The organism is Sphingomonas pruni NBRC 15498 (genome assembly GCF_001598455.1).
Classification (GTDB): Bacteria; Pseudomonadota; Alphaproteobacteria; order Sphingomonadales; family Sphingomonadaceae; genus Sphingomonas; species Sphingomonas pruni.
In genome coordinates this window covers 1-19954 of sequence record NZ_BCYZ01000054.1, presented here as the reverse complement: position 1 = coordinate 19954, position 19954 = coordinate 1, and the positions used below count along the sequence as shown (strand labels likewise).

The window sequence follows — 19954 nt, the reverse complement described above, 5'->3', positions numbered from 1 at the left end:
CGCAAATCCGGATTTTCCGGAAATTGCGGGATAATTTGTCCGCGCGATCAGGTGATTGCGGATCCTCTCCCGTCCTCGTCGCCGGCCCGTCGATCCCGCTTGCACCGCCAGACGACTCTCTGTATCCGCGCTCGGCTACCCTGAGCGGGTATGGTGAAATGGTATCACAGTAGCTTCCCAAGCTTCTAGCACGGGTTCGATTCCCGTTACCCGCTCCACCTTCTCAACGCTGCATCGCGGCCCCATGTTCAGGGTTCGCCGGCATGAGAGAAGACACGCTACAAGACAGGCAATGGCCAATCGGGACGATCTTCACGGTCGGCCATTCGACGCTGCCTATCGACCGCTTCATCGACCTGTTGCGCGCTTATCGCATCAAGCGGCTGGCAGACATCCGCACCGTGCCGCGATCGCGCCACAACCCGCAATTCGAAGCGGCCGCGCTGGCGGTGAGCCTGCCCGAAGCGGGCATCGATTATGTCCCGATGCCGGACCTCGGTGGGCTACGCCATGCGCACAAGGATTCGCCCAACGCCGGTTGGCGCAACAAGAGCTTTCGGGGCTACGCCGACTACATGCAGACCGATGCCTTTCGCGATGCCGTCGAGCGGCTGATCGCGATGGGCGGCGAAAAGCGCGTCGCCATCATGTGCGCCGAAGCGGTGCCGTGGCGTTGCCACCGGTCGCTGGTCGCGGATGCGTTGGTGACGCGCGGTGTGCCGGTGGTCGAGATCTTCTCCGACGCCAAATATCGTGCGCATGAACTGACGCCGTTCGCGGAGGTGCATGGCACGGCCATCACTTATCCGCCCGAACCTGCCCGCACCCATGGCTGACGCGTCATTGACGACGGACGAAGCGCTCGACCGATTGCTGCGCGGCATCCGCGCGTGCGCGCGCTGCGCCGGCGCCCTGCCCTATGGCCCGCGCCCCGTCGTCCAGGCCGGCCGTACGGCACGACTGTGCATCATCGGCCAGGCGCCGGGACGCAAGGTGCACGATACCGGCATTCCGTGGAACGACCGGTCGGGGGTCCGGCTGCGCGACTGGCTCGGCATCACCGCCGAGCAATTCTACGACCCCGCCACGGTCGCGATCATACCGATGGGGTTCTGCTATCCCGGCAAGGCGCCATCGGGCGACAATCCGCCGCGTCCCGAATGCGCGCCGCTATGGCACGACCGGTTGCTCGCGGAGCTTCCCCGGGTCGGCCTGACGCTGCTGATCGGCCATTATGCCCAGGGCCGCTATCTCGGCGGGCGGCGCAAGGCGACGATGGGCGACACGATCCGGTCATGGCGCGACTATCTGCCGCAAGGGTATTTGCCGCTGCCCCATCCCTCGCCACGCAATACGCCATGGCTGGCGAAGAACCCCTGGTTCGAGACGGAACTCGTCCCCGAGGTGCGCGCCGCCCTGCGATCGTTCAGCCTTTAACACGGCCCCGGCGCCTAGCGCCGGTGCAAGGCGACATTGGGGGGCTCCGTCGCTCTCGTATACGATCCTATTGCGGCGTGGCGGTGGGGCCCGCGCGCCGGAAACCACCCTTGGGCTGCGGCACGCCGCTGACCGCGAAGGTGCCGCCGGGGACCAAGGTGATCGTGTATTCGCCCTGGTCGTCGCACGTCACCAGCCAGACCGGCTTGCCCTCGTTACGCGGCTTTTCGACGATCGAAACGATCTTCTTGCACGTATAATCGGCGTCGTAGATCGCGCGGAACAGGGCGACGCGCTGTTGCACCGGATTGAGCGCGCGGAACTTGACCTCGACCGGATCGGGCGTCGCCGGAGCGGCCGGCGCCGTGGCATTGCCGCCGGTCCCGCCGCCGCTACAACCGGCAAGCAGGATTGCGGGCATCAGCATCATCGCACCGACCTTCATCGCTCGTCTCCTTCTGCTATCGTGACAACGCCTGGGACCGTCGTCGCGTGCCACCCGTCTATCGCAAGGGTACCGCCGGCATAAGCGACGTCCTCGGTAACCTCGGCGATGCACCAGGACGGCATGACGATCGCGGCAAGCTCAGCATCGTCGTCCGCGGATATCTCCGCCAGGATCAGTCCGGCCAGCGCGCCCTCGAACACGTCGATCGCGAAGCCGCCGCCGACATCGTGCCGCCGCTTGACCAGCAATGCCGCCGGCAGCGCCGCCAGCGCGGAATATTCCGCAGCGTCGAGATAGATGTTGGTCATCGACCGCGACGACAGGCCGCCACCCGGATATTTCTTGCCCAGCTTGTGCACCACCGATCCATCGGGCGCGGTCACCCGGCGCAACCGCAAGGCGGTGCCGGGCACATAGCGATCCTCGATCAGCCGCGCCGTCGCGGGATCGAGCTCCGGCATCGTCTCCCGATCGACGAGAAAGCGCCGCTCACGTTCGATAACGCTGTATTTCGGGACGGGCGCCGCGGTCAGATGCCGTCCGCGACGACCTCTCGGCCCGCCGCCTCCAGTTTTGCCGTCAGGTCGACGATCGTAGCGTCGACCAAGGCCGGATCCGGGCTCCGTACGACAAAGTTCGCGCCCACCCGCCCTTCGCGAAAGAACGGATAGCTGCCGATCGCGACGCCTTCATGCGCCTTTTCCGCGTCGCGCAGGATATCGGCCACCTCGCTTTCGGCCACCCAGCAGCCGATGGTGCGGCTGATCACCGGACGACCGCCCTCAAGTGTGCCGGTCAGCGCGTCGAGCATCCCCGCGGTGATGTGCGGCACGCCGGCCATGATGAAGACATTGCCGATGCGGATGCCGGGAGCGCCCGAGACACGATTCTCGATCAGCTCCGCGCCTTCGGGCACGCGCGCCATCCGCTTGCGCGCATCGGTCAGCCCGCCGCGGCTCTCGTAATAGCGCTCCAGCGTGGCGAGTGCCTTGGGATGATAAGTAACACCCACACCCAGTGCCTCGGCGATCGCGTCGACGGTGATGTCGTCATGCGTCGGTCCGATCCCGCCGGTGGTGAACAGATAGTCATTGCGCGCGCGCAGTTGGTTGACCGCCTCGACGATCGCCGCGGTGACGTCGCCCACCACGCGCACCTCCGCCAGGCGGATGCCCTGGACGTTGAGCCAGGCCGCGATCTGCGCGACATTCTTGTCCTGGGTACGGCCCGACAGGATTTCGTCGCCGATCACGACGAGCGCCGCGGTCCAGATCCTCTCATTGGCTTGGCCGGTCATGCGATCAGCGATAGCCTCGCAAAATCGGCGCGTCATCGTTATATCGTCGGACATGACCGAATATGTGACTGTCACCAGCGACATGAACCTCGCGCGCAACGGCGCGATCAAGCTTTACGGCCGCGACGCGTTCGAGGGCATGCACCGCGCCGGGCGCCTCGCCGCTGAGACGCTCGACATGCTGGTGCCGCATGTCGTGCCGGGCGTGACCACGGCAGAGCTCGACGATCTGGCCCGCGAGTTCATGGTCGCCGGCGGCGCCGCCCCCGCGACCTTGGGCTATCGCGGCTATACGCATTCCAGCTGCATCTCGATCAATCATGTCGTGTGCCACGGCATCCCGTCGGACCGCCAGCTCAAGGACGGCGACATCGTCAATATCGACGTCACCCCGCTGCTCGACGGCTGGCACGGCGACACCAGCCGCATGTTCCTGGTCGGCGACAACGTGCCGATCAAGGCGAAGCGGCTGGTCGACGTGACCTATGAATGTCTGATGCTCGGGATCGAGCAGGCCAAGCCGGGCAACACGATGGGCGATGTCGCGCACGCCATCCAGACGCATGCCGAGCGCCACCGCTTTGGCGTGGTGCGCGATTTCTGCGGGCACGGCGTCGGCAAGCTGTTCCACGATGCGCCCGAGGTCGTTCATGTCGGTCGCCCCGGTACCGGCCCCGAGCTCAAGCCGGGCATGATCTTCACGATCGAGCCGATGATCAACATCGGCAAGCCCGACGTGAAATTGCTCGACGACGGCTGGACCGCGGTGACCCGCGATCGCTCGCTGTCGGCGCAGTTCGAACATTCGATCGGCATCACCGAGACCGGCTGCGAGATCTTCACCGCCAGCCCCAAGGGATACGACCGACCACCGTATTGAGGCACGCTGCAGGCGTTACTGCCGCAGGATCTTTTCCATTGGCCGCCCCTTGGCGAGTTCGTCGATCAATTTGTCCAGGTAGCGGATCTCGCGCATCAGCGGCTCGTCGATCTCCTCGATGCGCACGCCGCAGATCGTGCCGGTGATCGCGCATCGTGCAGGATTGGGCCCGGGCGCACGGGCGAAGAAATCCTCGAAGCGCGTCCCGTTCGCCAGCTCTTCGGCCAATTCCTGCCGAGTATAGCCGGTCAACCAGCAGATGATCTCGTCGACCTCGGCCTGGGTTCGGCCCTTGCGCTCAGCCTTGGCAACATAGTGGACATACACGCTGGCAACGCTCGTCGCATAAATGCGGTGAGCCATCGCCCCTAATCCGCCCTCGCCGCGTCGATCGCTTTCTGGCTGCGGACGAACGGGTAAGCGAGTTGCTTCAGATAGCCGTTCGGCATCTTCTCCGGGATGCCATAGCCTTGCGGCCAGCGGCCCGCCGGGAGATGAAACGTCCCGAACAACTTGTCCCAGAGCGGAAAGTGGATCGCGAAATTGACATCCACCGCTTCCTTCTCGATCCCGTGGTGCCAATGGTGGAAGCGCGGCGTCACCATGACATGGCCGAAGCGATCGAAATCGCCCTTGAGATTGGCGTGGACCAGCCCCGAATAGATATAAACCAACGCGACATAGGCCTGCATTACCGACGGCTCGAACCCGAAGGTCAGCAGCGGCAACGAGGTCACGCTGCGCAGCAGGATGATCTCGACGAAATGCATCCGCGCGCCGGCCAGCCAATCCATTGCCTCGGCCGAATGGTGGACCGCGTGGAATCCCCACAGGAACGGCACGCGGTGAAAGGCGCGATGGAACCAATATTGGACGAAGTCGGTCAGCAGCATCGCCTCGACGAACTGCAGGACCCAGGGTTGCCCGCCGATCGCCGCACGGATGCCGGCGAGCGACACGGTGTTGGCGTTGATGATGCTCGACGGCGCCAGCGCGAGATAGGTGAAGATCTGCACCAGCATCGAGCTGATCAGATAGTAGAACAGATCCTCGCGCCATTCGCTGCGAAACAGGCGCTGGTCGCGATTGTGCGGCCAGAACCGCTCGATCGGCGCGAACATCAGCCCCGCCGCGATCAGATTGACGACGAAGAAGTCGACCCCGAAAAATATGCCCCAATCGTGCGTCTCGCGCGCGGAGACGTTGGCGCCGCCGAGCAAGGCGGCGGCAATGCCGATCGCCAATGCGGTGAAGCCGATCGCCTTCTTCGTTCGCAGCATCAGGCTGAGCAAGGCAAGCGCGTAGCTCGAGATCAGTACGGCATGGACGACCGGGCGGAACCATAAAGTCTGCTCGACCGCCTGTAGCTCCGGCGTCGCGAACCAGCCCGGCCAGCGCAAGGCCACGACCAGGCCGAAGCCGGCGATCGCCAGGACGAGCGCGAATAAGCCCGAATACCAGCCGCTGCCGAAATTGCGGATCGCGACGGGTGCTTCCAGTTCGTCGCGCAAATGGTCGAGTGGATTGGCCATCGGATTCCCCTATTCCGATATCGGTTAAGGACACTCTATCACGCGCTCCCTAGTCGCGCTATCGAGCGTACCGACTCTTCGAAGAAAGAGTATGGTGGAGGGGTAACGATATGCGTGGCTGGATCGCGTTGATTGGAATGGCCGTGCTGGCCGGGTGCGGATCGTCGAGCGACAATTCGCCGGCACCGGCGGGTGCGGTCGGGGCAGCCAAGATCGATTCGGCGTATCTGACCAGCGGCGGCAACGGTGCCGACTGGTCGATGACCGGGTTCAATTATAACGAGCAGCGCTACAGTCCGCTCACCCAGATCAACGCCGGCAATGTCGGATCGCTCGGCCTGGCCTGGTATGCCGATATGCCCGATGCGCGCGGCCAGGAATCGACGCCGGTCGTGATCGACGGGACGATCTACGTCACCGGGCCCTGGTCGAAGCTGTTCGCCTACGACGCCCTGACCGGCAAGAAATTGTGGGACTATGATCCCGGCGTCGACAAGACCAAGGGCGTCCAGGCGTGCTGCGACGTCGTCAATCGCGGCGTCGCGGCGTGGAAGGGCAAGCTTTACCTCGGCACGCTCGACGGCCGACTGATCGCGATCGACGCGCCGACCGGCAAGCCGCTCTGGAGCGTCCAGACCACCGACAATTCCAAGCCCTATACGATCACCGGCGTGCCGCGCGTGGTGAAGGGGATGGTGATCATCGGCAATGGCGGCGCCGAATTCGGCGTGCGCGGCTATGTCACCGCCTATGACGCCGATACCGGCGCCAAGCGCTGGCGCTTCTATACGGTGCCGAACCCGACTCTCGCTGCCGACGGCGAAGCGTCCGATGCCGTGCTGTCCAAGGCCGCCAACGCGACCTGGTCGGCGAACGGCCAGTGGAAGCAATCGGGCGGTGGCGGCACGGTGTGGGATTCGATCATCTACGATCCCGAACTCGACCAGCTCTATCTCGGCGTCGGCAATGGCAGCCCGTGGAACCATGGCTTGCGGTCGGAAGGCCAGGGCGACAACCTGTTCCTGTCGTCGATCGTCGCGCTGAAGCCCGATACCGGCGAATATCTCTGGCATTATCAGGAGACGCCGGCCGAAAGCTGGGACTTCACCGCGACCCAGCCGATCATCCTGGCCGACCTCACCATGAACGGCCAGAAGCGCAAAGTGCTGATGCAGGCGCCCAAGAACGGCTTCTTCTTCGTCGTCGACCGAACCAACGGCAAGCTGATCAACGCCGGCAAGTTCATCAAATCGGTCAATTGGGCGGACAGCTACGATCTCAAGACCGGGCGGCCCAACGAAAATCCCGAGGCGCGCTTCTACAAGACCGGAAAGCCGTTCCTCGCGGTGCCGTCGGCGCTCGCCGCGCACAATTGGCAGCCGATGAGCTTCAACCCCAAAGCCGGGCTGGTCTATGTGCCCGCGCAGGAGCAAGTCGGGCTAGCCTATATCCCGCCCGACGCCGCGACCGGCGCGCGCGAGCCGATCGGCTTCAACGTCGGCACCAACATGTCGGCGGGGATGTATCCGCACGACGCCAAGACGATCGCCGCGATCACCGCCGGTGCGACTGGCGCGCTGGTTGCCTGGGACCCGGTCGCCAACAAGGAACGCTGGCGAGTCGATTATCCGACGCCGTGGAACGGCGGCACCATGACGACCGCAGGCAATCTGGTGTTTCAAGGGACGGCGCTCGGCGAGTTCCGCGCCTATGCCGCCGATACCGGCAAGCAGCTCTGGGCCTATCCGACGCAATCGGGGATCATGGCCGGGTCGGTCACCTTCGCCGTCAAGGGTCAGCAATATGTCGCGGTGCTGACCGGGCGGGGCGGCGCGCTGCCGCTGTCGATCGGCTATGCGATCGGCGCCGCCAAGAACGTGCCCAACCTGCCGCGCCTGCTGGTGTTCAAGCTGGGCGGGACGGCGCAACTGCCGGCGCGCGTCGCATTGCCCGCCGGTCCGTTCAATCCGCCGCCTTCCACCGGGCGGCCCGAGCAGATCGCCCAAGGCCAGCAATTGTTCGGCCGTTATTGCCAGGTCTGCCACGGCGCCAGCGCCGGCGGCGGGGGCGTCCTTCCCGACCTCCAGCGCTCGGCTGTGCTGGCCGATGCCGATACCTGGAAGTCGATCCTGATCGATGGCGCCCTGGCGAAGAACGGCATGGTCAGCTTCGCCAAGGTGCTGAGCCCGGAACAGGCGCAATTGATCCGACTCTATGTGATCGACGAGGCGAACTGGGCGAAGAAGAATTTGCCGGAGGGGGTGGCGGGAAAGCCGGCGGGAAAGCCCTAGAGCGAGGCAACATACGGGATTCCCCTCCCTCCTAGGGAGGGGTTAGGGGTGGGTAAGTGTCGGCGAGGCTCGATGCCTCGTCGATGCTGTTCTGCCGATCCGCTTTGAGTCTTTCTGAGCGCGCAGACGCGCGCACCCACCCCCTGCCCCTCCCTTGCAGGGAGGGGAGCTTAAGCCAGCGGACAGAGCTCGCGCATCGCCTCTGCGGTGTGGATGTCGGCCGGCAGGAACGTCTCCAGCGCGAGGTCGTCGAGCGTCAGGTCGATCGGCGAGCCGAACACGGTGCGCGCGCTGTAGAAGGACAGGACGCGGTCGCCGCGCTGGAGGCGGAACGGTACCGCGACCCCGGCGAAATCGCGCGGCCGGGCGTCCGACGCCGGCCCTTTGGGATAAAGCTCCATTTCCTCGCGCAGCGCGATCAACGTGCCGTCACCGGTCTGGGCAATCTCGCGGTCGAGCTGCCGCAGCAGGAAGCCGCGCCACTCGGCGAGATTGACGATGTTCCGCGACACGCCGCCGGGATGGAGGGTCAGCCGCAACACGTTGACCGGCGGCTCGAGCAACACGGGATCGACGCCTTCGATCAACGGCGCCAGCGCACGGTTGGCCGAAATCATCGTCAGGTGACGGTCGACGATCAGCGCCGGGAAAGGCTCGTGCGCGGTCAGCACCGTGTCGAGCGCGGCACGCACCACGTGGAGCGCCGGATCGGCGAGATCGCGTTCGGGGAAAGCCGGCGCGAAGCCCGCGGCCAGCAGCAAGGCATTCTGCTCCCGACGCGGCACGTCGAGCTGTTCGGACAGGCGCAGCAGCAGATCGCGGCTCGGCCGCGCCCGGCCCGTCTCGACGAAGCTCAGATGACGCGGCGATACATCGGCATCGAGCGCTAGGTCGAGCTGGCTTACCCGCCGGCGCGCGCGCCAGTCGCGCAGCATCGCCCCCACCTCACTCGACATCTGCACCATTGAGCCATCCTTTCGCCCGCCATCCTAGCCGCCCCGCGACGACGCGCCATTACCTGGCAGGTAATTGGTTCGGCTGCTCCAATCCGCATCATGGGGCCACAGACCCCAAGGAGAACAGTCATGTACGCGATCGCCGACCCTGCTTCCCGCCAGACGCTCCGCCCGAGCCGCGGCCTGATCCCGACCCCCGATGGCGAGCAGCTTTACTATGAGGATATGGGCGACGGCCCAACCCTGGTGTTCGTCCACGGCTGGGCGATGAACACCGAGTTCTGGGAGCGCCAGACCGCCGACCTGGTTAGGCAGGGGCACCGTTGCGTGGCTTATGACCAGCGCGGATGCGGACGATCCTCGCCGGCGGCCGCCGGGCACGATCTCGACGGCCTGGCCGATGATCTCGCCGCCGTGATCGAGCGGCTCGGGCTCGAGCGATTGACATTGGTCGCCCATTCGATGGGCGCCTGCCAGGTCGCCCGCTATCTGTCGCGGCATGGCGCCGCCCGGGTGGCCGGGGCGATCCTGGTCGCCGGCACCGCGCCCGGTCTGTTTCCCGATCCGGCCAGCCGCACCGAGCCCCTCGCCGCTCAGGTGACCGCAATGATGGCCGACCGTCCCGCCTTCGTCGCGGCGATGGCCGAACCGTTCTTCGCGCCCGAACCGGTGTCCCCGCATCTGGTCGCCTGGGGTACCGGACTTGTGCTTCGTACGACGTTGCACGCGGCGATCGAGCATAGCCGCACCAACATCAACGCCGATGTCCGCGCCGACATGGCGGCATTCACTTGCCCGACCCTGATCGTCCATGGCAGCGCCGACCAGAGTTGCCCGCTGGAGCGGAGCGCCGAGCTGGCGCATGCGATGATCCCGGGCAGCGAGTTGCTGGTGTACGAAGGCGCCTCGCACGGCTTGCCGCTGACGCGAAGCGACCGTCTCTCCGCCGATATCGCCCGCTTCGTTCGCAGCTAGGCTATAGCCCCAGCCGTTCGCCGATCGGCTGGCCTCGGCACGCGGCCGCCGTGCCGCGCCAACGGGCAGTCGAAACGGGGCTGCCTAATTTCGAGGCATTTGCTAGAGTCGATATCGGCTCCCGCTCGGCCCATGCCCTTCGCGCGCGAGTTCTGGCACGCTTCATGTAAGGCTGTGTGCAAACAACCCATAGGGCGAGAGACCGGGGGCAATTCCGCGTGAAGAAGATCGAGGCGATCATCAAGCCGTTCAAGCTGGACGAAGTGAAGGAGGCGTTGCACGAAGTCGGTGTCAGCGGCATCACAGTGACCGAGGCCAAGGGTTTTGGCCGCCAGAAGGGCCATACCGAACTCTATCGCGGCGCCGAATATGTCGTCGACTTCCTGCCCAAGGTGAAGCTTGAAGTGGTGGTCGAGGATGCGCTCGCCGAACGCGTGGTCGAGGCGATCGCGCAAGCCGCGCAGACCGGCCGCATCGGCGACGGCAAGATCTTCGTCATGCCCGTCGAAACCGTGTTGCGCATCCGCACCGGCGAGCGCGACGAAGCAGCGATCTAGGGCGGCGATCTAAGGAAACGAGACCAACGCCCAACTTGGGCAAGCATGACATTTGACGCACTGCAACATAATGTGACAGCAGGGCTCGCACGAGCAACATGATTCTCCGGTTCGCCGGATTTACGACCGAAAGAGAAAGGGCCTGGGGTTATGGCGACGACAGCCAGTGACGTTCTGAAGAAGATCAAGGACGAGGAGATCGAGTGGGTCGACCTCCGCTTCACCGACCCGAAGGGCAAGTGGCAGCATTTGACCATGGTGTCGTCGGTGGTCGGCGAGGACGAGCTGACCGACGGTTTCATGTTCGACGGATCGTCGATCGAGGGCTGGAAGGCGATCAACGAGTCGGACATGATCCTGAAGCCGGATCTCGACGCGATCTATGTCGATCCGTTCTCGGCGACGCCGATGCTGATCCTGGTCTGCGACATCGTCGAGCCGTCGACCGGCGAGCTTTATTCTCGCGACCCGCGCTCGACCGCCAAGCGCGCCGAGGCCTATCTAAAGACCACGGGCATCGGCGACACCGTCTATGTCGGCCCCGAGGCCGAGTTCTTCATGTTCGACAACGTGCAGTTCGAAACGAGCTACGCGACGTCCTACTACAAGATCGACGATATCGAGCTGCCGACCAATACCGGCCGCGAATATGAAGGCGGCAATCTCGGCCACCGTCCGCGCGCCAAGGGCGGCTACTTCCCCGTCGCACCGGTCGACTCCGCGATCGACATCCGCGGCGAAATGGTCTCGACGATGATCGAGATGGGCCTGCCGTGCGACAAGCACCACCACGAGGTCGCCGCCGCTCAGCATGAGCTCGGCCTGACCTTCGGTACGCTGACCCAGACCGCCGACCGCATGCAGATCTACAAGTACGTCGTGCATCAGGTCGCCCATGCCTATGGCAAGTCGGCGACCTTCATGCCCAAGCCGATCAAGGAAGATAACGGCTCGGGCATGCACACGCACTTGTCGATCTGGAACGGCAAGGAGCCGCTGTTCGCCGGGAACGGCTATGCCGGCCTGAGCGACATGTGCCTCTATTTCATCGGCGGCATCATCAAGCACGCCAAGGCGCTCAACGCCTTCACCAACCCGACCACCAACAGCTACAAGCGGCTGGTGCCGGGTTATGAGGCTCCGGTGCTGCTGGCCTATTCGTCGCGCAACCGCTCGGCGTCGTGCCGCATCCCGTACGGCACCGGTGCCAAGGCCAAGCGCGTCGAAGTCCGTTTCCCCGACGCGATGGCCAATCCGTACCTCGCTTATGCGGCTTTGTTCATGGCTGGCCTCGACGGCATCCAGAACAAGCTCCATCCGGGCGATGCGATGGACAAGAACCTGTACGACCTGCCCCCGGCCGAGCTGGCCGAAGTGCCGACCGTATGCGGATCGCTGCGCGAAGCGCTCGACAGCCTGGAAGCCGATATGGACTTCCTGCTCAAGGGCGACGTGTTCTCGAAGGACCAGATCGAGGCCTATATCGACATCAAGCGCGCCGACGTCGCGCGGTTCGAGATGACCCCGAGCCCGGTCGAGTTCGATATGTACTACAGCGCGTAAAGCGCGGCCACGACCGCGCTGGTGCGAGCGGAGCTCGCATTCGCGCTGTCGGCCGGCCTCGCAGCGCGAGGACCGACGACGCGGCTTTGCCGCGGCGGGACCAGGAAAGAAGGGCGCCAGGAGCAATCCCGGCGCCCTTTTTTTTGATCGAGATCGATCCACGGCCAATCTCAAAACGTCCCGCTGATCGTCAGTGTAAAGATCGGCCCGACCCGCTGATGCTGGCGCTCCAGAAACGCGAGCGGCGCGACGTTGCGCCGGCCCGAATAGACGTCGCGCCAATAGCGGACATGGCCGTCGTTGAGGTTGAAGACCTGGAAATTGACCTTCATCCCGCGCACGTTCTTGAGCTCGACAAAGGCGCTGACATAGGGGCCTTCCCATTGCTGATTGACCTCGTCGAGATAATAAACCGGGCTGTAATGATCGAACGACAGCTCGCCGCCCCAGGCGAACTGAGTACCGGGCACGTCGTGCCGCAGGGTCAGTTGCGCCCAGCGATCGTGCGTATTGCTGATCACCCGCGGCGATCCGGTCAGAGGGTCACGGACGCGAGCACGTTCGATACCGACATCGGCGTCGAGCTTCGCGCCCTTCCAGCCAATCGGGTCGAACTGGATCGTGCTGATGCTTTCGATCCCGGTGCGGGTCGCGCGCGGAAGGTTCCCGACCGCATCGCCATCGATCCCGACCGGGATATGGTCGACGATGTCCTCGATCCGGTAATGATAGAATTTCAGCCGCGTCTTGCCCCAGCGGCCGAAATTGCGCGCGACTTCCGCGGTCGCTTCCCAGCTTTGCGGCGGGACGAGATTGGGGTTGGCGTCGTTGCCGCGGTCGTTGGTGACGTCCTGATTGGCGAGGAAGTCCGAAAAGCTGATCTGGCCGACCCGGCGTTCGAGCTTGAGGCTGGCGTCCCAGCCGCGCGACGGCCGCCATGCCAGCAACAGGCTCCCCTTCGGTCGGAAGAATCGCCGCGGCTTATCGCCGCTGCCGCGTTCGCCAAGCTCGGAATATTCGGCACCGCCGGCCACTTGCAGATCGAGATTGGGCGATAGCGAGCGGCTCAGCGTTGCCAGCCCCTCATAGCGCGTCTCGGCGACGATGCCGCTGCCTTGCGGATAGGGAATGGAGACATAGCTGCCATCGGGCTGGAGATTGGCCAGCGTGCTGAACTGTTCGTAGCGATTGTCGGCGCGCTCGATCGAGATCGTCCAGTCGTTCGGTCCGTCTTTCCAATGATATTCGACCCGCCCGATCGTCTCGCTGGTCCTGGCGTCCTGGCCGTAGCGCAGGCCATCGCTCGGCGCCCCGCTGTCATAATCGGTGCGTTGATCGGTCAGCGCGGGGGCGTGCTCGAAATGGCGCAGGCCGATTAGCTTGAGCCGACCGCCACCCAGCGGCACCGAGATGTCCCCGTTCACGTCGTAGCGATAGCCCCAGGTATGATTGAGGCTGATCCACATCGCGTCGTTGCCGTCGGTGCGGATGCGGCGCTGATCGTTGGCGCCGCGCTGCCAATAGGGATCGTAGCTCAGGGTCAAATTGGCCAGGATCCCGTCCTTAGCGGTATATTTCAGGATCGCCGACAGCTTGGCATCGTCGGTGCTCGACCAATTCACCTGGTCGCGGTGCTCGAGCAGCGTGCCGGTAGGCGACAGGATGCGATAGTCGTTGCCGCCGAGCGCGCCGCGCGACGGCTTGTTCTCAAGCGACAGCGTATAGTCCAGCCCGCCCGCCGAGCCGTTATAGCTGATCGACCCGGCGAACCAGCGCGGTTCGGCATAATGCGCGCGCACTTGCGGGCTCCAGCTGAAATTGCCGCTGCCTTTGATATCGGTCTTAAGGACCACATTGGCGACTTGGCCGGTCAGGCCGGCGATGCCGAACGAGGCGGCTTCCCTGACCTCGATGCGCAGCACCTCGCCGGCCGATATCCGTTTCAGTTGCGCCGCCGCGCCACCCGATTTGTCGGTCACGCGCTGACCGTTGATCAGCACGTTCTCCGACGCCTGGCCCAGCCCGCGCGTATCGTCGGCGGCGCGGATGGTGAAGCCCGGCAGCTGCGACAGCATGTCATAGGCGGTCTGCGGTGCGAAACGCGCAAAAAAGTCGGGCGTGAAGACGTTGCCATCCTTGGTCGTCGCGTCGGTACCGTCCGATATCGCCGGCAGATCCTGGCCGGCCAAGGCCGGGGTCGGGGCACATAGGCCGGTCGCCAGCGCGAGTAGGCCAACGGTGCGCGGCAGGTTAACGGGCATGATCTACTCCTTGGTGTGTTTCGGGTCGGGCGACGCGCCATGGACGCGCGCCATCGGTCCGCGCCGCGCGGTGCGGGCGAATGAGAGGGCAGTCGGTCGCGAGTGGTCAGTCGCCCTTGGGGCGTTACGAACTATCGATCAGGGCGCAGGCTGGCGCTGAGGCTCAGGGATCGCCGTCGAATCCAGCGGCTCTGCGCGAGGTCAGCTCATCGGGATCAGTGGTTTTCACGCCCCGCGACCTGAGCTTGCGGACGAATTCGACGGTGACGCCGACCGACCGCATGCCCTGGTAATCGTCGAGACCGCCTTTGATCCCGAAGCCGCGCATCGCCGCGATATAGGCGGCGCTGAGGCCCATGTTGCGCGCCTCGACCAGGTCGTCGAGGCTGAGCGGCATGCCGGTCGCCCGCATGTCCCGCGCATATTGCGGGGACACCCCGCCGGCGCGCGCTTCCGCCAGCTGGTCGTTCGACAGATTGGGAAAGCCGGCCTCGGCCATGCCGCGGCGATATTCGCCGCTGATGCCCAGCGCGCGCTGAACGTCGCCCTCATCGCCGTTGTCCGACCGATCCAACGTTCCGGCAGACTGCTCCTGTCCCGCCGCGATCGTCAGCGGCGTCGGCGACGAAGTTGCGACGGGGGCATTTGGCGCAAGCGAAGCGGTCACCGGCTGCGCTGCCGCGCCGCTGGTGGTAGCCGACGACCCATTGGTCGGCATGCCCGCGGCTGGGCGCTGCCCGCTTTGCGACGTCTGAATGGTGGCGAGCGCGGTGTGGCTCGGCACGAACGTCACCGCCGCCAGAGGCACCGCCATGCTCGCCATGCCGGTCGCGAAGCCGGCGACCCACGACCGTCCGGACGGTCCGCGTGCCGGGCTCTGATCGAGCACGCGGCGGACGCGGCGGCCGAGCGAACTCTTCGACGGCGCGACACCGTGCGCGCCGAGCAGGGCGCCGCGGCATTGATGGCGCGCGACACCGATCAGCAATTCGGCATAATCGGGCCCGGCGATGTTCGCCGCGAGCACGGCATCGTCGGCCGCTTCCTCGCGCAACTGGTGCGCCTCGCGCGCCAGCACCCAGGCCAGCGGGTTGAACCAGAAGGTGGCGGTGGCGACGCGCGCCAGGATCAGCTTCGCCCAATCGAGATGGACGACATGGGCGAGTTCGTGCGCGATAATCGCCTCGGCCTGTTCGGGCGCGGCCACGGCAGCGTTGTTGAGGAGGATGACCGGGCGCATCAGGCCCCAGCTGACCGGTGATCCAAGCTCGTCGCTCCAGAGCAAGGCGGTGCCGTTCTTGAATCCCATCCGCCTTTGTGCGCGGGCAAGTGCGCTCAGCCAGTCGGGGTCGACCAGCACGTCGGCGCGAGCCCGCAAGCCGATCAGGCGGAGCAAGGCGGCAAGCGTCAGCGCAAGCAGGACAAGCGTTGGAAGCAGAAAGGCGTATCGCGCCGCGCCGGATAAGGCGTCGGCCCAAACGGGCTCGGCGGCTTCTGCCGGCGATGCGACAGTGGCTATCGGCGCCACCTTGTCGCTTGCGGGCAACGGCGTTGCAGATCGTTCGACGCGATCGACCGTCGCCATCTGGGCGATCGGCGCGGGCAGCGGCACATCCAGCGTCGGCAACGCGAGGCTGGCGAGCGGCAAGGCGACGAGCGCGAACAGCCCGAGATGAGCGATGGTCGAACGCTCGGCAGCCGACCGCGCGCGAGTCAGCCGCAGCAGGCCGAGCGTCACCGCGGCCACGAGCAAGGACTTCAGCGCGAGGAGCAGCAGGATCATCGTCATTTCCCGCCCTCCCGAGCCTTGCGAGCGCGGGCGATTGCCGCTTCCAGTTCGTCGAGCTCCTGCGTGTCGAGTTCTTCCGCCATACCGACCAGCGCGCTGGCCGCGCTGACCGGCGACCCCTTGAAAAACGTCCGCACGATCTGGCTGAGCGCGGTTCGCCGCGCCTGATTGTCGGGAACCGTCGGCGAATAGACAAAGCCCCGATCGCTGTCTTCGCGACGGACGAACCCCTTGTCCTCGAGTCGTTTGAGCATGGCGCGGACGGCCGAGCCGGTCAGTGGATCGGGCAGCGCGGCGCAGATGTCGGACACGGTGCGCGAGCCGCCTTGATAGAGCAGGTCGACGATCTGACGTTCGCGTGGGGGCAATTGCGGAAGCATGACTCACCTCTTAGCTACATTTGTAGCGTGCTACATTTGTAGCGCGACTGCAAGCGGGAAAATCACGGAAAAACCGTTCGCTGGCGTCACGCACCTGCATTTCGCCGGGTAGGCCACCCTCGAAAGCGGGCCGCCGTTACTCGATCTGCACCCTGGAATGCGACGAACCGAGCGATCCGCCGTTGCCGCTGAGGACTTGCGCCCCTAGGCGGCTCGCCAATGCGGCTGTCTCTGCCCTTCGCTCTGCCCGATCGCCGCCGCACCGTCTCGTTCGTGCTGGCGCTCGTCGTCGAAGCGCTGTTAATCCTGGTGCTGGTGCTCTTCGGCCCGCATTTCATCGCCGGCTCCAAGCCCGAGCGGCGCCGCGCGACGAGTTTCAGCTTCGCGCCATCGGACAAGGAAGCGGCGACCGCGCCCGAACATCACGCCAAGGCGCATGCCGCAGCCAAGCAGGCTTCTGGCAAGACGACGCCGATTCCGCCGATGCCGCCCGTTATCACGCCGCCCAAGGTGCCGACACCGCCCGCGGCGCTCCCCGGCGTGCTGCCGATCCAGCTCGGAGCGGCCGACATCAGCAAGCTGAAATCGAGCGCCCCGAGCAACGACGATGGCGACGACCCCGGGCCCGACAGCAAGCTCGCTTACGGCCCCGGCGAAGGCCCTGGCGGCCAGCCGCTCTATTACGCCGAATGGTATCGCGAGCCGACCGACGCGCAACTCAACGGCTATCTGCCCAAGGGTGCGCCCCCGAACAGTTGGGCGCTGATCGCGTGTCAGACCATGCCGAAATTCCACGTCGACAATTGCCGGTCGCTCGGCGAGTCGCCGGTCGGATCGGGATTAGGCCGCGCGATGCGCGAGGCGGCTTGGCAATTCCTGGTCCGGCCCCCGCGCCGCGGCGGCAAATCGCTGGTCGGCGCATGGGTGAAAATCCGGATCGATTTCACGCTCAGGCCGGCAAGGGCCGACCAAAGCGAAAGCGGGCCGCAACCCTCCGAGCGATAACGGTCAGGGTAGCAATACCGACGCGCCCTCGGTCTTGCCGGCCTCGAGCTGGCGATGCGCTTCGGCCGCATCCTCGAGCGCGAAGGTCTGGCCGATCTCCGGGTTGATTGCGCCCTTGGCCAGCATCTCGAACACCCGCGCAAAGCCGGCGTCGCGCTCTTCCTTCGTCGCATAATAATGGAACATCGTCGGCCGCGTGACGAACAGCGACCCGCTTGCGCTGAGCTGCCCGAGCGCGACGCCGGTCACCGGCCCGCTGGCATTGCCGTAGCTGACGATCAATCCGCGCCTTTTGACCGATTTGAGCGACGCTTCCCAGGTCGCGGCGCCGACACCGTCGAGCGAGACGTCCACGCCGCGGCCTTCGGTAATCTCGCGCACGCTCTCGGCGATGTCGTGTTCGCGATACTGGATGACATGGTCGGCGCCGGCGCGGCGCGCGCGCTCGGCCTTGTCGGCCGACCCGACCGTACCGATCACGGTCGCACCGATCGCCTTGAGCCAGCCGACTGCAAGATGCCCGACGCCGCCCGCCGCGGCGTGGACCAGCACGGTCCAGCCGGGCTGCACCTTGGCGCAGCGCTCGATCAGGAATTCGGTCGTCCCGCCCTTGAGCAGGATCGCCGCCGCGGTGCGATCGTCGACGCTGTCGGGGAGTTTGACCAGCGACTCGGCCGGCAGGTTGCGATGGGTGGCGTAACTGCCGATCGTCGGGCCGGTCGTTCCGACGCGATCGCCGACCGCAAAATCGGTCACGCCGTCACCCAGCGCCTCGATCACGCCGACGCTCTCGGTACCGAGGCCGCTCGGCAGCTTGAGTGGATAGAGGCCGGTGCGCTGATAGATTTCGATGAAGTTGAGGCCGACCGCGGTCGAGCGAATCCGAACCTCTCCGGGACCCGGATCGGGCAGGTCGATATCGGCCCATTGGATCACCTCCGGCCCGCCATGCTGTTCGATCCGTGCGACGCGTGCCATGTCCCGTTCTCCCGTTGCGACGAGCCATCAACTGGGGAGTCTCGTTTCGGGTTGCAACCTACCTCGCGGCGCGCCATTTAGGCGTCCACCATACCCGATATTTGAAAAGCGCGGAGGCGAGGATGAAGAGCTACCTGAAGCATTATATCGACGGCCAGTGGGTCGATAGCCAGGGCGGCACCCGCCACGAGGTGATCGACCCGTCGACCGAACAGCCGGTCAGCGAGATCATGCTGGGCTCGCAGGCGGATGTCGACAAGGCGGTCGCCGCCGCGAAGAATGCGTTCAAGACCTATTCACAGACGTCGGTCGACGAGCGCATCGCGCTGCTCGAGCGGATCATCGAGGAATATAAGGCACGCATCCCCGATCTTGCCGCGGCGACCAGCGAGGAAATGGGCGCGCCGATCGGCTTTGCGCAAATGGCGCAGGCGCCGGCGGGACTCGGCTATTTCATGGGTACGCTCGCCGCGCTCAAGGAGTTCGAGTTCGAGGAGCGCGTCGGCAAGAACCGCGTCGTCCACGAACCGATCGGCGTGGTGGCGATGATCACGCCGTGGAACTGGCCGCTCAACCAGATCTGCGCCAAGGTCGCCCCCGCGCTCGCCGCCGGCGACACGATGGTGCTCAAGCCTTCGGAGGAAGCGCCGGGCAACGCGATCATCCTGGCGGAAATCCTCGACAAGGCCGGCGTACCGGCCGGCGTTTTCAACCTGGTCAACGGCAACGGCCCGGTGGTCGGTGCGGCGCTGTCGAGCCACAAGGACGTCGACATGGTGAGCTTCACCGGATCGACCCGCGCGGGCATCGCGGTGGCGCAAGCGGCGGCCCCGACCGTCAAGCGCGTCCACCAGGAACTGGGTGGCAAGGCCCCGAACCTGGTGCTGAAGGGCGCCAATCTGCCCGAAGTGCTGCCGCCGACCATCGCGGGCGTCCTGGCGAACAGCGGTCAGAGCTGCATCGCGCCGACCCGTTTGCTGGTCCATGACAGCCAGGTCGCGGATGCCACCAACGTTGTGAAGGGAATCATGGAAGCGACCAAGGTCGACGCGGCGTCCGTGATGGGCGCGCATATCGGCCCCGTGGTGAACAAGGCGCAATATGAGAAGATCCAGGGGCTGATCCAGTCGGCGATCGACGAGGGCGCGACGTTGGTTACGGGCGGCACCGGCCGTCCCGACGGCCGCAACGCCGGCTTCTTCGTCAAGCCGACCCTGCTCACCGACGTCACCCCCGACATGCGCATCTATCGCGAAGAGACGTTCGGTCCGGTCGCGACGATCACCAAGTACACCGACGATGACGACCCGATCGAGATGGCCAACGACACCGTGTACGGCCTGTCGGCGACGATCTCGGGCGACCCCGCGGAGGCGGCCAAGGTCGCGCCGAAACTGCGCGCCGGGCTGGTCACGATCAATGCCTGGTCGGGCGGCGGCGGCACGCCATTCGGCGGCTACAAACAATCGGGCAATGGCCGTGAGGGCGGCAAATACGGCATCGCCGACTTCATGGAATTGAAGACGATCGTCGGCGAACCGGCCTGAAGTCATCATATCCCCTCCCTGATCAGGGAGGGGATCAAGGGGTGGGTGTAGCGGCGGG

General features: G+C 65.4%; 19 protein-coding genes and 1 tRNA gene. 10 read left to right on the top strand and 10 right to left on the bottom strand.

All coding sequences use genetic code 11. The features are described 5' to 3' along the window. Positions 1-144 precede the first annotated feature (144 nt). The 3 genes from SPR01S_RS15265 to SPR01S_RS15255 all read left to right on the top strand — a co-directional run bounded on the left by SPR01S_RS15265 (position 145) and on the right by SPR01S_RS15255 (position 1437). Positions 145-218: transfer RNA gene (locus SPR01S_RS15265), tRNA-Gly, on the top strand. Between the two features lie 45 nt (positions 219-263). Further along, a complete protein-coding gene (locus SPR01S_RS15260) occupies positions 264-836 on the top strand; it encodes a DUF488 domain-containing protein (protein WP_066590855.1) in 573 nt (190 codons plus the stop codon). A gap of 7 nt (positions 837-843) precedes the next feature. After that, a complete protein-coding gene (locus SPR01S_RS15255) occupies positions 844-1437 on the top strand; it encodes a uracil-DNA glycosylase family protein (protein ID WP_439646742.1) in 594 nt (197 codons plus the stop codon). Between the two features lie 67 nt (positions 1438-1504). On the opposite strand, the gene SPR01S_RS15250 is transcribed toward SPR01S_RS15255, so the two are convergent. From SPR01S_RS15250 to SPR01S_RS15240, 3 genes are all read right to left on the bottom strand, one after another. After that, positions 1505-1882 carry a hypothetical protein gene (locus tag SPR01S_RS15250; RefSeq protein WP_066590852.1) on the bottom strand — a complete coding sequence of 126 codons (378 nt, stop codon included), beginning with the start codon at positions 1880-1882 and terminating at the stop codon, positions 1505-1507. After that, complete coding sequence (locus SPR01S_RS15245; RefSeq protein WP_066590850.1) at positions 1879-2346, bottom strand: CYTH domain-containing protein; 468 nt, start codon at positions 2344-2346, stop codon at positions 1879-1881. Before SPR01S_RS15245 ends, SPR01S_RS15250 begins: the two co-directional genes overlap by 4 nt. Before the next feature lie 68 nt (positions 2347-2414). After that, on the bottom strand, positions 2415-3218 hold the full coding sequence (locus SPR01S_RS15240; RefSeq protein WP_066590879.1) for a competence/damage-inducible protein A: 804 nt from the start codon (positions 3216-3218) through the stop codon (positions 2415-2417). A gap of 16 nt (positions 3219-3234) precedes the next feature. Here SPR01S_RS15240 and map point away from each other — a divergent pair, with 16 nt between their 5' ends. Continuing rightward, complete coding sequence (gene map, locus SPR01S_RS15235; RefSeq protein WP_066590849.1) at positions 3235-4062, top strand: type I methionyl aminopeptidase; 828 nt, start codon at positions 3235-3237, stop codon at positions 4060-4062. Between the two features lie 15 nt (positions 4063-4077). On the opposite strand, the gene SPR01S_RS15230 is transcribed toward map, so the two are convergent. Beyond that, positions 4078-4425: a DUF2200 domain-containing protein gene (locus SPR01S_RS15230; protein ID WP_066590848.1), complete on the bottom strand. Its 348-nt coding sequence runs from the start codon at positions 4423-4425 to the stop codon at positions 4078-4080. 5 nt (positions 4426-4430) lie between these two features. Then, complete coding sequence (locus SPR01S_RS15225) at positions 4431-5594, bottom strand: sterol desaturase family protein (RefSeq protein WP_066590847.1); 1164 nt, start codon at positions 5592-5594, stop codon at positions 4431-4433. Between the two features lie 110 nt (positions 5595-5704). On the opposite strand from SPR01S_RS15225, the gene SPR01S_RS15220 reads away from it, so the two are divergent. Then, positions 5705-7885 (top strand): PQQ-dependent dehydrogenase, methanol/ethanol family, encoded by a 2181-nt coding sequence (locus SPR01S_RS15220; RefSeq protein ID WP_084251224.1) that lies wholly within the window; start codon positions 5705-5707, stop codon positions 7883-7885. A 170-nt stretch (positions 7886-8055) separates the two neighbouring features. On the opposite strand, the gene SPR01S_RS15215 is transcribed toward SPR01S_RS15220, so the two are convergent. Then, entirely contained in the window at positions 8056-8850 is a 795-nt protein-coding gene (locus tag SPR01S_RS15215) for a helix-turn-helix domain-containing protein (RefSeq protein ID WP_066590845.1), read from the bottom strand. A gap of 120 nt (positions 8851-8970) precedes the next feature. On the opposite strand from SPR01S_RS15215, the gene SPR01S_RS15210 reads away from it, so the two are divergent. The 3 genes from SPR01S_RS15210 to glnA all read left to right on the top strand — a co-directional run bounded on the left by SPR01S_RS15210 (position 8971) and on the right by glnA (position 11936). Further along, complete coding sequence (locus SPR01S_RS15210; protein WP_066590844.1) at positions 8971-9816, top strand: alpha/beta fold hydrolase; 846 nt, start codon at positions 8971-8973, stop codon at positions 9814-9816. A 218-nt stretch (positions 9817-10034) separates the two neighbouring features. Continuing rightward, positions 10035-10373 carry a P-II family nitrogen regulator gene (locus SPR01S_RS15205; RefSeq protein ID WP_066590842.1) on the top strand — a complete coding sequence of 113 codons (339 nt, stop codon included), beginning with the start codon at positions 10035-10037 and terminating at the stop codon, positions 10371-10373. Positions 10374-10523: 150 nt separating this feature from the next. Next, the gene (glnA, locus tag SPR01S_RS15200; protein WP_066590838.1) at positions 10524-11936 is read left to right on the top strand and encodes a type I glutamate--ammonia ligase; all 1413 of its coding nucleotides are present in this window, start codon (positions 10524-10526) and stop codon (positions 11934-11936) included. A gap of 170 nt (positions 11937-12106) precedes the next feature. Here the strand turns inward: glnA and SPR01S_RS15195 are convergent, their stop codons facing one another. The 3 genes from SPR01S_RS15195 to SPR01S_RS15185 form a co-directional block, all read right to left on the bottom strand. Then, a complete protein-coding gene (locus SPR01S_RS15195; protein ID WP_157082284.1) occupies positions 12107-14197 on the bottom strand; it encodes a TonB-dependent receptor in 2091 nt (696 codons plus the stop codon). A 163-nt stretch (positions 14198-14360) separates the two neighbouring features. Then, positions 14361-15986 (bottom strand): M56 family metallopeptidase, encoded by a 1626-nt coding sequence (locus SPR01S_RS15190; protein WP_066590834.1) that lies wholly within the window; start codon positions 15984-15986, stop codon positions 14361-14363. Beyond that, positions 15983-16366: a BlaI/MecI/CopY family transcriptional regulator gene (locus SPR01S_RS15185; RefSeq protein ID WP_066590828.1), complete on the bottom strand. Its 384-nt coding sequence runs from the start codon at positions 16364-16366 to the stop codon at positions 15983-15985. The genes SPR01S_RS15190 and SPR01S_RS15185 overlap by 4 nt, the downstream gene beginning before the upstream one ends. A 219-nt stretch (positions 16367-16585) precedes the next feature. On the opposite strand from SPR01S_RS15185, the gene SPR01S_RS15180 reads away from it, so the two are divergent. Beyond that, on the top strand, positions 16586-17371 hold the full coding sequence (locus SPR01S_RS15180; protein ID WP_066590827.1) for a hypothetical protein: 786 nt from the start codon (positions 16586-16588) through the stop codon (positions 17369-17371). Between the two features lie 3 nt (positions 17372-17374). Here the strand turns inward: SPR01S_RS15180 and SPR01S_RS15175 are convergent, their stop codons facing one another. Then, entirely contained in the window at positions 17375-18349 is a 975-nt protein-coding gene (locus SPR01S_RS15175; protein ID WP_066590824.1) for a quinone oxidoreductase family protein, read from the bottom strand. A 122-nt stretch (positions 18350-18471) separates the two neighbouring features. Between SPR01S_RS15175 and SPR01S_RS15170 the strand changes: the two genes are divergently transcribed. Then, complete coding sequence (locus SPR01S_RS15170) at positions 18472-19896, top strand: aldehyde dehydrogenase family protein (RefSeq protein ID WP_066590822.1); 1425 nt, start codon at positions 18472-18474, stop codon at positions 19894-19896. Positions 19897-19954 lie beyond the last annotated feature (58 nt).